Genomic DNA, 10,702 nt, shown 5'->3' with positions numbered 1-10,702 from the left:
AGGTGGTGATGGTGGGAGTAGTGTTTATGGTTTAGGGGGTAAAGGTGGTGATGGTGGGAGTAGTGTTTATGGCGGTGGTGGTGGTGGCGGCACTGGCGGTGAAGGTCGTGGTAGCACTAGCGGTAAAGGCGGTACAGGTGGGAGTAGTGTTTATGGTGGTGGCGGTGGTGGTGGCGGTAGTTATTATAATGGTAAAGTTGGTGATGGTGGCCATAGCATGTGGGGCGGTCATGGTGGTAAAGGCGCTTTAGTTCCTAAAGAGAGTAAGGTACTTTATGGCGGTGGTGGTGGCGGTTATTTTCCTGGAAAGGATGCAACGTCTTCCTCCAGTGGCGATGGTGGCGATGGCGCCGTATTAATCAAGGTATATTTATAAAATGGAATTGAACGATGGCACGAAAAATCAATAAAAATTGTCTCAATTATTTAAAGAAATGGGAAGGGCTACGGCTCCATGCTTATAGAGATGCTTCTGGTGTTTGGACGATAGGATATGGTCATACAGAAAAAGCGGGTAAGCCGATAGTTGTTGAAGGCATGGTCATTACGGAAAAAAGAGCGGAAATTCTTCTTTTGGAAGACTTGCGTCAATATGAGCGGGCGGTAGAAAAAGCGGTTTATGTTGACTTAAGTGACGAGCAGTTTGGTGCTCTTGTTTCCTTTTGTTATAATATAGGGATCATAGCTTTCCAAAATTCTACATTACTTAAAAAGCTGAATAAAGGCGATTATGAATCTGTACCCATTGAATTGCAGAAATGGACTAGAGCAGGAGGAAAGCGTTTAAAAGGCTTAGTCCACCGTCGTGCAGCAGAAGCAGGGTTGTGGGCGAAAGGCGCGTTTGTTTCCTCCAACTATCAGACGGTAGAAAAAAAGCATGCAACAGGGCTTTTCAAAGCCGAAGCCCTTGCACCAGTCATTGGATCTTTCTCAGGTCTTAGTGGTTTTTTAGCGGGCAATGGTCCCATCCAATGGGCTTTCGCTGCCGTTATGGTTTTTGCTGCCTGTGCTGGCATTTTCTTCGTGGCTAAGCGTTTTCAGGAGCACTGCCTATGATCTTATGGATGAAAAGAAATCTGCTGTTAACAGGCGCGGCTCTAGCCGCTTTTTTTATAGCCTTAATGAGAGCTTTTCATTTTGGCAAGAAGACTGAACAGCAAAAGCAAACCAAAAAAGCTTTAAAGGCAGCAACAACACGGCTGGAAATAGAAAATGAAGTTAACAAAAAAACTGATGCTGATGTGCGGGCTGCTCTCTCTGACTGGTTGCGGGATCCATAAATATGCTTCTTCTTGTGTTGGTTGGTTGCCCATTTATTTAAATCAGCAAGATCTGAACGTGATCAGTTCAAACTTAGCAAGAGAGATCTTAAAGCATAATAAGCAAGGGGAATACTTGTGTGGGTGGAAACATGGCCAGAAAAAACACTGAAAAACAAATAGAGCTTACAGAAGCGGAAAAAGCAATGCTTCAAGAAATAATCCTAACCTATCAAAGTGTGAAAGTGATGTCGCGTTTCATGAAGTGGAGTGCATTTTTTCTTTTTTTGCTTATCCTCGATTTTGCTCGTCTCATGGATGCCATAGATAATGTCATTGCACATCTAAAACAATGGTTTTCAAAAAATTAGCTCCCTCAAAATCTTTCACAAAAGCTCTCAAAAAACACCTCAAAAGAAGTTCTGATTCGTAATAATTGAGAAAATCTCAAAATATTTGCTAGAATCACAAGAGATATTTCTTCTTTTAACAGGACTTTCTAGATGCTTACATCATTTGGTCAAATTTTACGCAAACTTTTTTGCATTGATTGCTCAGAGCGCCTCTTAGATATGGCTGATAAACTAGGCGTATCTGTAGCCTTTTTATCTTCTGTAAAAATTGGCAAGAAATCTGTACCCGTTGGCATATTTGTTAGAACTTTAGAGAATTTTTCACAACAAGATTTGGCAGAATTTAAAAAATTGTTGGAGAAAGTTGGTAAAAAAAGAGGCACCCTATACAGGCATGTTGGAAAATCCTATTCCCGCACCTTTATTTATACATCCCGCACCTTAAAAAAACATACATAAAATCAATAAGTTATAGCGTGATAAAAGTGCTGTGGCGGAGGGGGTGGGATTCGAACCCACGGTACAGTCTCCTGCACGCCGGTTTTCAAGACCGGTGCCTTAAACCGCTCGGCCACCCCTCCAAATTCAGTACATTTTTTTACAAAATTCTTGCAAAAGGTCAATCATTTAAATGGATTTCTAAACGTTTTTAATAAAATTTCTTGAGTGCCGATCGAAATAATTTCTAAGATATGCTTTTAAAAGAATGCTTCTAAATTGGTAATTTCATCTTGGTGTGAGTCAACTTGTCAAAAGACATTAAAAAGGGCAAGGTAGTAACCATAACAAAATCTCACATTCCATTATTTATTAAAACAGTAACAATTTTTGAGTAGCCTTTACTCTTTTACCCAAAATAGTTTTGGGTAGAACTTTACGCAAATTTCACATTGGTCATTCAGGACGTTTATTAGATATAGCTGATAGAGTATCTGTAGTGTTTTTATCTTTTACAGAAATAGGTAGAAAATCTGTATTTGTTGGCATGGAAGAAAAGATTATTGAACTGTACACTTTAGACCAAGAGATAGCTTCTCTTTTAAGAAAAGAAGTTTACATTTGTTGCAAGAGTTTTATAACAAAACCTTTTAAATCCGTTACAATATGAAATTGTTGGCATGCTTATTAGAATTTTAAATGGTTTCCCTAAAAGAATCTAGCAGTACTCAAAGAATTCTTAGGAATAATTTGTAAGAACGCGCTGTGTAGAGGTAAGCTAGAAAATCTCATTCCCTTACTTTGATATTCACGCATCTCTCACCTTGATAAAAGTGGATAAAATCAAATAATTTATTGTTGGCGGTGGGCGATGAGAGACTCGAACTCCCGACATCCTCGGTGTAAACGAGGCGCTCTACCAGCTGAGCTAATCGCCCAATGTAATGATCAACAACTGAATGTGCACTCTTTAAGGAAAAATTTTTCTAAACGCAAGAATAAAGATGTTGTTTAACGATTTTTTTAAAAAAATGCATAAGTCCGCTTGACATAAACGAATGAACCCCTTACACGGGCCTTTATACCAATGAATAAGTTGGTTCAAAAGAGTGCGCGGGTGTAGCTCAGTTGGTTAGAGTGCTGGCCTGTCACGCCGGAGGTCGCGGGTTCGAGCCCCGTCACTCGCGCCATTTTGAATTCTTTCACGGATTTCTTCTTTTAAAGGCAAAAATTGTAGAGCAAAAGACCATTAGAGTACAGGCTTTAGAGTTTTTTCTAGAATATAGCTTTCCTTCCTTTTTACATGGTTTATAAGAATAGGGCTTGCGTCTTTCTTTGCTCTGCGTTACCTATGCCAACAAGGAAAATATTTCCGGACATGTCCTTAAAGTAGTATGACAGGAATTAACAAAACGGTTATTACAATTTGTCTGTTTGATATTAGGGATTTTGAGTGATTGCGCTAACAAATATTTCATGAAGGTGAGAGATGATTATGACTGATTTATTGAGCTCTTATTTGCCGGTCTTAATCTTTATTATTGTTTCAGCAGTTATTGCAGGGGTTCTTTTGGTTATTCCTTATATGGTGGCTTATCGTTCCCCCGATCCCGAAAAGTTATCTGCTTATGAATGTGGGTTTAATTCATTTAATAATGCGCGAATGAAGTTTGATATTCGTTTTTATTTGGTATCGATTTTGTTTATTATTTTTGATCTTGAAGTTGCTTTTCTTTTTCCTTGGGCAGTTTCATTTGGTTCGATAGATATGTTTGGTTTTTGGTCAATGATTATATTCTTAGCACTTTTAACTGTCGGATTTATATATGAATGGAAAAAAGGAGCTCTTGAATGGGACTAATATTTAGCAATTCAAAAATTACTACTCCAAAATCAAAAGGAATTATTGATCCTAATACAGGTGAGTTGATAGGTTCTGACGATAAATTTTTCCGTGAGGTTAATGCTGAATTATCGGAGAAAGGCTTTTTAATTACTTCAGCAGATGCTTTGATTACTTGGGCGCGCACCGGTTCTCTCATGTGGATGAGTTTTGGTTTGGCTTGTTGTGCTATCGAAATGATGCAGTGTTCAATGCCTCATTATGATAATGAGCGTTTTGGATATGCACCACGCGCTTCACCCCGTCAGTCAGATGTTATGGTAGTGGCAGGTACTTTAACCAATAAAATGGCACCTGCTTTAAGGAAAGTTTATGATCAAATGCCTGAACCGCGTTATGTGATTTCTATGGGATCATGTGCAAATGGTGGTGGGTATTATCATTATTCTTATTCTGTTGTTCGTGGGTGTGACCGTATTGTGCCTGTGGATATTTACGTTCCAGGATGTCCTCCTACAGCAGAGGCATTACTATATGGTATATTGTTGTTACAGAAAAAAATCCGTCGTACCGGCTCGATAGAGCGATAGGGAGCTTTTGTGTCGATGAGTGAATCATTAGAAGAGCTTGCTACCTATTTGAAAAACAAGTTAGGAGATAAGCTTGAAGAAACTGTTCTTGAATTTGGCGAGTTGACTATTATATCGCGCCTTGATGCAATTACAGATGTCTTAATATTTGTTCGTGATGATTCTCGTTGTCAGTTTATTAATATTACAGACATTAGTGGTGTTGATTATCCTGCTCGCGATAAACGTTTTGATGTCTCTTATCAACTTTTATCTCCTCGTCATAATTTACGGTTGCGTGTTAAGGTACGTACTGATGAAAGTACTTCCGTTGCTTCTGCTTGCTCGGTTTATCCTGGAGCAGAATGGTATGAACGTGAGACGTACGACATGTATGGGATTTTATTTTCAGGTCATCCAGATTTAAGGCGGATCTTAACTGATTATGGATTTGAAGGGCATCCTCTACGCAAAGATTTTCCTGTGACGGGATTTGTGGAATGCCGTTATGATAATGAAGCAAAGAGGGTAATTTATGAGCCTGTTGTTTTGCGACAAGAAATGCGGAATTTTGATTTCCTTTCTCCTTGGGAAGGAGTGCAATATGTTTTGCCATGTGATGAAAAAAGAAAGGATGAAAAATAATATTGGAGCTGGTAAAATATAGAATTAGAGTAGTAGGATTCTTAAATAACTATATGTTTCAATATAATGAATATTTTTATTAAAGTTTGATATAAAGTTTATTAAAAAAAACAAGGGGTTAATAGTGGCCGAGGTTAATGTTCGAAACTTTAATATCAATTTTGGTCCGCAGCATCCGGCAGCGCATGGAGTTTTGCGCATGGTTCTGGAATTGGACGGTGAAGTTGTTGAGCGTGTAGATCCACATATTGGACTCTTACATCGCGGTACCGAAAAATTAATGGAAACAAAAACGTATCTTCAAGCTGCCCCTTATTTAGATCGTTTGGATTATGTGGCTCCTATGAATCAGGAGCATGCTTTTGTACTTGCTATTGAAAAATTATTAGGCGTTGAGGTTCCCAAACGAGGGCAGTTAATACGTGTTTTATTTTCAGAAATTGGGCGTATTCTTAATCATTTGCTTAATGTAACAACACAAGCAATGGATGTTGGGGCTTTAACGCCGCCGCTTTGGGGATTTGAACAACGTGAAAGATTGATGATTTTTTATGAGCGTGCTTGTGGAGCGCGTCTTCATGCAAATTATTTTCGTCCTGGCGGCGTGCATCAAGACTTATCGGAATCTTTAATTGAGGATATTGGTAATTTTATTGATCCGTTTCTTATTGCTCTTGGTAAACTTGATGCGCTTGTTACACCAAATCGGATTTTTAAGCAGCGTAATGTAGATATTGGTGTGGTAAATAGTGATGAGGCTTGGGCACGTGGTTTTTCTGGAGTTATGATTCGTGGAGCTGGTGTGCCATGGGATTTGCGTAAAAGCCAACCTTATGAATGTTATGACGAACTGGAATTTGATATTCCTATAGGGAAAAACAGTGATTGTTATGATCGTTATCTCATTCGTATGGAAGAGATGCGTCAATCAGCGAAAATTATGCGCCAATGTGTGGATCGCTTGCTTAGTACTGAGAAAAATGGACCAGTCTCGAGTTTAGATCGTAAAATTGTGCCTCCAAAGCGGTGTGAAATGAAAAACTCAATGGAAGCGCTTATTCATCATTTTAAACTTTATACGGAAGGTTTCCATACACCTCCTGGTGAGGTATACGTCGCTGTGGAAGCTCCGAAGGGTGAATTTGGGGTTTATCTTGTTTCTGATGGAACAAATAAGCCTTATCGTGTTAAATTGCGTGCTCCTGGCTTTGCTCATCTTCAAGCCATGGATTTTTTGACCCGGGGACATATGTTAGCTGATGCTACAGCTATTTTGGGTTCGATTGATATTGTATTTGGGGAGGTTGATCGCTAATGTCTGTACGCCGACTTGCAGATGATGTCTACCAACCTGCAGAATTTTCTTTTACAAAAGAAAATCAGATATGGGTAAAAAGTACTATGGAAAAATATCCTGTAGGGCGTGAGCAATCTGCTGTCATCCCATTATTAATGCGTGCTCAAGAGCAAGATGGCTGGGTAACACGTGCTGCGATTGAGCATATAGCTAAAATTCTTTCCATGGCTTATATTCGTGTTCTAGAAGTTGCAACTTTTTATACTCAGTTTCAGCTTAAGCCAGTTGGAACAAAGGCGCATATTCAAGTTTGTGGTACGACTCCTTGTATGTTACGTGGATCTGATGAGCTGATTAAAGTTTGTCAGAAAAGAATTCATCATGAACCTTTTATGACCAATCAAGAAGGAACCTTATCATGGGAAGAGGTGGAATGTCTTGGTGCTTGTGTCAATGCTCCTATGGTTATGATTTTTAAAGATACTTATGAAGATCTTACAGCTGAGCGTCTTGAAGAAATTATTGATGCATTTGAAGCGGGGAAAGGTTCTGAGATAGCTGTTGGTCCGCAAAATAGTCGCAAATCATCAGAACCGATTAGTGGTTTAACTTCTCTCATTGATGAAAAAGAACAGAATTCGCTTAAGTCTTTAAAGAAAAAGGATAAAAAAGAAATAGGAGCATAGTAAATATTTTTTCTTGAAAAGATATTTTATTATTTTATCCATTCTCTTAAGATTTAACTAACAGTCAGAATTTTTGAAAAGATTTTTTAAAATTGCATTTGAGGGAAAGCTAAGAATGCTAAGCACAATAAAAAAAAAGGTGGAATATGCTGGTTGATAAAGATCGCATTTTCACCAATCTTTATGGTTTAAAAGATAAATCATTAAAAGCTGCGGTGTTACGTGGACATTGGGATGGTGTCAGGGCAATTATTGATAAAGGTCGTGATTGGATTATTGATGAGATGAAAGCATCGGGTTTGCGTGGCCGTGGTGGTGCAGGTTTTCCTACTGGAATGAAGTGGTCTTTTATGCCAAAACAGAGTGATGGCCGGCCTCATTATTTGGTTGTAAATGCAGATGAATCAGAACCTGGAACGTGTAAAGATCGCGATATTTTGCGACATGATCCCCATACTTTAATTGAAGGATGTGCACTTGCTACTTTTGCGATAGGAGCAAATGTTGCTTTTATTTATATTCGCGGTGAATATGTTCGTGAACGTGAAGCGCTTCAAACTGCCGTTGATGAATGTTATGATGCTGGTTTGCTTGGCAAAAAAACGAAATATGGGCATGCTTGTGATATTATTATTCATCATGGTGCTGGTGCTTATATTTGTGGGGAAGAAACGGCTCTTATTGAAAGTCTTGAAGGCAAAAAAGGACAGCCTAGGCTTAAACCGCCATTTCCTGCAAATATGGGGGTTTACGGCTGTCCAACGACAGTTAATAATGTAGAGTCCATTGCTGTTGTTCCAACGATTTTGCGTCGTGGTGCTTCATGGTTTTCATCGATTGGGCGTGCAAATAATGTTGGAACTAAATTGTTTATGGTTTCTGGACATGTGAATGCACCTTGTACATTTGAAGAAGCTCTTGGAGTTTCTTTCCGTGAATTAATTGAAAAACATACCGGTGGTATTCGTGGTGGATGGAATAATCTTTTAGCAGTTATTCCAGGTGGGGCTTCTTGCCCGGTCGTTCGTGGTGAGGATATGGTGGATGCGATTATGGATTTTGATGGGATGCGCGATGTCGGGTCTTCTTTTGGTACAGGTGGTATGATTGTTATGGATAAATCGACCGATATTATCAAGGCAATTTGGCGTATAGCAGCTTTTTTCAAGCATGAGAGTTGTGGTCAATGTACACCATGTCGTGAAGGAACGGGATGGATGATGCGTCTTTTAGGACGTATGGTTGAGGGAAGAGCACAAAAACGCGAAATTGATCTTTTGTTTGAAGTTTCTAAACAAGTTGAAGGGCACACCATTTGTGCACTTGGTGATGCTGCCGCGTGGCCTATACAGGGGTTGATACGTAATTTTCGTCCAGAAATTGAACGTAGAATTGATGACTATACGCGTAATGTCGTTCAAAGAAAAAATATTTCTTTGGAAACGGTAGGATAAAGGGTTTTTGTTTTAAGAGCAACAGAATGAAAATTTTAGGTGGGTTATCCGCAGGCTGGATGAGTGATGATAAATATCAAAGTTGATGGTAAAGAGATCGAAGTCCCTGATTACTATACGTTGCTTCAAGCTGCTGAGGCAGCGGGTGCTGAGGTGCCGCGTTTTTGTTTTCATGAATCTTTATCAATTGCTGGAAATTGCCGGATGTGTTTGGTTGAGATCAAGGGGGGGCCTCCAAAGCCTCAGGCTTCCTGTGCTATAGGGGTTCGCGATTTACGCTTAGGGCCTAACGGTGAATCTCCAGAAATTTTTACTAATACGGCAATGGTTAAAAAAGCTCGTGAAGGTGTAATGGAGTTTCTCCTCATCAATCACCCTTTAGATTGTCCTGTATGTGATCAAGGGGGAGAGTGTGATCTTCAAGATCAAGCAATGCTTTATGGGCGTGGCTGTTCTCGTTATACGGAAAATAAGCGTGCTGTAGAAGATAAATATATTGGGCCACTCATAAAAACTGTTATGACTCGTTGTATTCATTGCACACGTTGTGTTCGTTTTACAACGGAAGTGGCGGGTATTTCGGAGCTTGGTTTAATAGGTCGTGGCGAGGATGCTGAAATTACAACATATCTTGAAAAAGCAATGACATCTGAATTACAGGGAAATGTTATTGATCTTTGTCCAGTGGGAGCTTTAACTTCAAAACCTTATGCATTTCATGCACGTCCATGGGAATTATTTAAAACAGAATCGATTGATGTCATGGATGCACTTGGTAGTGCTATCCGTATTGATAGCCGCGGTCGTGAGGTTATGCGAATTATGCCGCGTACCAATGAAGACATAAATGAGGAATGGATTTCTGACAAGACGCGTTTTATTTGGGACGGACTACGCACACAGCGGCTTGATAGGCCATATGTACGCAAAGATGGTAAGCTTAAACCTGTAAGTTGGACAGAGGCTTTTGAAAAAATTAAAATGGTGATTTCTAAAACTTTGCCAGAAAAAATAGGGGCGCTTGCAGGAGATCTTGTGTCCATTGAAGAAATGTATGCACTTAAAAAATTACTGATTTCATTGGGATCAAAGCTCTTTGATTGTCGTCAAAGAGGGATGGTTTTGTCTTCTGAATTAGGCCGTTCGAGTTATATTTTTAATCCAACGATTGCAGGTATTGAACAGGCTAATGCATTGCTTATCGTAGGATCTAATCCTCGCTATGAAGCCGCTGTTTTAAATGCACGTATTTTAAAGCGTCAACGGATGGGACAGTTTCCCATAGCATTAATTGGAGAGAAGGTAGATTTACGTTATCCTTATTCTTATCTTGGAGCTGGTACGGATGCATTGAATGCACTTATTCGTGGGGAGGATGCGTTTTTTAATACATTAAAAAACGCGAAGAAGCCACTTATTCTTATTGGGGAGGGTGCTGTTTCAGGTAAAGAAGGCTTGTCTGTTTTAAAAAATCTCGCAAAATTAGCTGATAGTATTGGAGCACTTAGTGAGGAATGGAATGGGTTTGGGGTTCTTCACAATGCGGCATCAACTGTTGGGGGGTTAGATATAGGTTTTACATCTAAGCTTGGAGTCGCAAATATTCTTAAAACCTGTGAAATTTTATTTTTGCTTGGTGCTGATGAAGTAGAATTAGCTGATATAAAAGCTTTTACAATTTACATTGGTAGCCACGGTGATAATGGTGCACACGCTGCTGATGTTATTTTACCGGCATCGGCTTACACTGAAAAATCAGGACTTTATGTGAATACAGAAGGACGTGTTCAAATGACCAATCGGGCTGGTTTTGCACCGGGTGAAGCAAAAGAAGATTGGGCTATTTTACGGGCTTTATCGGATATTTTAGGACAAAAGCTTCCTTTTGATTCGCTTTTTCAATTAAGAGAGAGCTTGTTTAATGATTATCCACATCTTTGTGCCATTGATAATATAGTCCCTCCTGATATAGGTGATCTTAAAGCTCTTGCTTCACAAAAGACTGTTTTGGAAACGCAAACATTTACTTCTATGGTCAAAGACTTTTATTTGACAAATCCGATAGCACGTGCTTCTGCAGTTATGGCTGAATGTTCGTCTTTCATAAAAAATTGCGCTGTGCAAGCTATAGAGGAAGGGTAGAGGAAAAGAAATAATG

Annotated in this window: 12 protein-coding genes, 3 tRNA genes and 2 pseudogenes; 15 read left to right on the top strand and 2 right to left on the bottom strand. The window is 39.3% G+C overall.

Annotated elements, in window-relative coordinates:
* From O9A_RS08025 to O9A_RS05065, 6 genes and pseudogenes are all read left to right on the top strand, one after another.
* Positions 1 to 376: pseudogene (locus O9A_RS08025) on the top strand (hypothetical protein); the annotation flags it as partial.
* A gap of 14 nt (positions 377 to 390) precedes the next feature.
* Entirely contained in the window at positions 391 to 1,056 is a 666-nt protein-coding gene (locus tag O9A_RS05085) for a gene transfer agent endolysin BgtA (protein ID WP_011180808.1), read from the top strand.
* Positions 1,053 to 1,280 (top strand): hypothetical protein, encoded by a 228-nt coding sequence (locus tag O9A_RS05080; RefSeq protein WP_011180807.1) that lies wholly within the window; start codon positions 1,053 to 1,055, stop codon positions 1,278 to 1,280. Before O9A_RS05085 ends, O9A_RS05080 begins: the two co-directional genes overlap by 4 nt.
* A complete protein-coding gene (locus O9A_RS08675) occupies positions 1,213 to 1,431 on the top strand; it encodes a hypothetical protein (protein WP_011180806.1) in 219 nt (72 codons plus the stop codon). Before O9A_RS05080 ends, O9A_RS08675 begins: the two co-directional genes overlap by 68 nt.
* Complete coding sequence (locus O9A_RS05070; protein ID WP_011180805.1) at positions 1,412 to 1,630, top strand: hypothetical protein; 219 nt, start codon at positions 1,412 to 1,414, stop codon at positions 1,628 to 1,630. Before O9A_RS08675 ends, O9A_RS05070 begins: the two co-directional genes overlap by 20 nt.
* Positions 1,631 to 1,762: 132 nt before the next feature.
* Positions 1,763 to 2,071: a transcriptional regulator gene (locus O9A_RS05065; RefSeq protein WP_011180804.1), complete on the top strand. Its 309-nt coding sequence runs from the start codon at positions 1,763 to 1,765 to the stop codon at positions 2,069 to 2,071.
* A 32-nt stretch (positions 2,072 to 2,103) separates the two neighbouring features.
* Here the strand turns inward: O9A_RS05065 and O9A_RS05060 are convergent.
* Positions 2,104 to 2,193, bottom strand: a tRNA-Ser gene (locus O9A_RS05060).
* 275 nt (positions 2,194 to 2,468) lie between these two features.
* Between O9A_RS05060 and O9A_RS08365 the strand changes: the two are divergent.
* Positions 2,469 to 2,855: pseudogene (locus O9A_RS08365) on the top strand (XRE family transcriptional regulator).
* A 60-nt stretch (positions 2,856 to 2,915) separates the two neighbouring features.
* Here O9A_RS08365 and O9A_RS05050 read toward each other — a convergent pair.
* Positions 2,916 to 2,988, bottom strand: a tRNA-Val gene (locus O9A_RS05050).
* 175 nt (positions 2,989 to 3,163) lie between these two features.
* Here O9A_RS05050 and O9A_RS05045 point away from each other — a divergent pair.
* The 8 genes from O9A_RS05045 (at position 3,164) to nuoG (ending at position 10,686) form a co-directional block, all read left to right on the top strand.
* Positions 3,164 to 3,240: transfer RNA gene (locus O9A_RS05045), tRNA-Asp, on the top strand.
* Positions 3,241 to 3,545: 305 nt separating this feature from the next.
* The gene (locus tag O9A_RS05040; RefSeq protein ID WP_034460246.1) at positions 3,546 to 3,911 is read left to right on the top strand and encodes an NADH-quinone oxidoreductase subunit A; all 366 of its coding nucleotides are present in this window, start codon (positions 3,546 to 3,548) and stop codon (positions 3,909 to 3,911) included.
* On the top strand, positions 3,902 to 4,483 hold the full coding sequence (locus tag O9A_RS05035; protein ID WP_034459408.1) for a NuoB/complex I 20 kDa subunit family protein: 582 nt from the start codon (positions 3,902 to 3,904) through the stop codon (positions 4,481 to 4,483). The genes O9A_RS05040 and O9A_RS05035 overlap by 10 nt, the downstream gene beginning before the upstream one ends.
* Positions 4,484 to 4,498: 15 nt before the next feature.
* The gene (locus O9A_RS05030) at positions 4,499 to 5,107 is read left to right on the top strand and encodes an NADH-quinone oxidoreductase subunit C (RefSeq protein WP_034459406.1); all 609 of its coding nucleotides are present in this window, start codon (positions 4,499 to 4,501) and stop codon (positions 5,105 to 5,107) included.
* A gap of 124 nt (positions 5,108 to 5,231) precedes the next feature.
* Positions 5,232 to 6,422 carry an NADH-quinone oxidoreductase subunit D gene (locus tag O9A_RS05025; RefSeq protein WP_034459403.1) on the top strand — a complete coding sequence of 397 codons (1,191 nt, stop codon included), beginning with the start codon at positions 5,232 to 5,234 and terminating at the stop codon, positions 6,420 to 6,422.
* Positions 6,422 to 7,090: an NADH-quinone oxidoreductase subunit NuoE gene (gene nuoE, locus O9A_RS05020; RefSeq protein WP_034459400.1), complete on the top strand. Its 669-nt coding sequence runs from the start codon at positions 6,422 to 6,424 to the stop codon at positions 7,088 to 7,090. The genes O9A_RS05025 and nuoE overlap by 1 nt, the downstream gene beginning before the upstream one ends.
* Before the next feature lie 146 nt (positions 7,091 to 7,236).
* Positions 7,237 to 8,544 (top strand): NADH-quinone oxidoreductase subunit NuoF, encoded by a 1,308-nt coding sequence (nuoF, locus tag O9A_RS05015; RefSeq protein WP_034459398.1) that lies wholly within the window; start codon positions 7,237 to 7,239, stop codon positions 8,542 to 8,544.
* Positions 8,545 to 8,610: 66 nt separating this feature from the next.
* Positions 8,611 to 10,686, top strand: coding sequence for an NADH-quinone oxidoreductase subunit NuoG (gene nuoG / locus O9A_RS05010; protein WP_034459396.1), 2,076 nt, complete (start codon positions 8,611 to 8,613; stop codon positions 10,684 to 10,686).
* Positions 10,687 to 10,702 lie beyond the last annotated feature (16 nt).

The sequence above is a fragment of the Bartonella koehlerae C-29 genome (assembly GCF_000706625.1).
Classification (GTDB): Bacteria; Pseudomonadota; Alphaproteobacteria; order Rhizobiales; family Rhizobiaceae; genus Bartonella; species Bartonella koehlerae.
This window is presented reverse-complemented; position numbering and strand designations above follow the sequence as displayed.

Bases quoted from the DNA above. Each gene is read 5' to 3' on its own strand.
- O9A_RS05070 (WP_011180805.1), top strand. From the start codon at position 1,412: ATGGCCAGAAAAAACACTGAAAAACAAATAGAGCTTACAGAAGCGGAA.
- nuoE (WP_034459400.1), top strand. From the start codon at position 6,422: ATGTCTGTACGCCGACTTGCAGATGATGTCTACCAACCTGCAGAATTT.
- O9A_RS05085 (WP_011180808.1), top strand. From the start codon at position 391: ATGGCACGAAAAATCAATAAAAATTGTCTCAATTATTTAAAGAAATGG.
- O9A_RS05080 (WP_011180807.1), top strand. From the start codon at position 1,053: ATGATCTTATGGATGAAAAGAAATCTGCTGTTAACAGGCGCGGCTCTA.
- O9A_RS05030 (WP_034459406.1), top strand. From the start codon at position 4,499: ATGAGTGAATCATTAGAAGAGCTTGCTACCTATTTGAAAAACAAGTTA.
- nuoF (WP_034459398.1), top strand. From the start codon at position 7,237: ATGCTGGTTGATAAAGATCGCATTTTCACCAATCTTTATGGTTTAAAA.
- O9A_RS05035 (WP_034459408.1), top strand. From the start codon at position 3,902: ATGGGACTAATATTTAGCAATTCAAAAATTACTACTCCAAAATCAAAA.
- O9A_RS08675 (WP_011180806.1), top strand. From the start codon at position 1,213: ATGAAGTTAACAAAAAAACTGATGCTGATGTGCGGGCTGCTCTCTCTG.
- O9A_RS05065 (WP_011180804.1), top strand. From the start codon at position 1,763: ATGCTTACATCATTTGGTCAAATTTTACGCAAACTTTTTTGCATTGAT.
- O9A_RS05040 (WP_034460246.1), top strand. From the start codon at position 3,546: ATGACTGATTTATTGAGCTCTTATTTGCCGGTCTTAATCTTTATTATT.
- nuoG (WP_034459396.1), top strand. From the start codon at position 8,611: ATGATAAATATCAAAGTTGATGGTAAAGAGATCGAAGTCCCTGATTAC.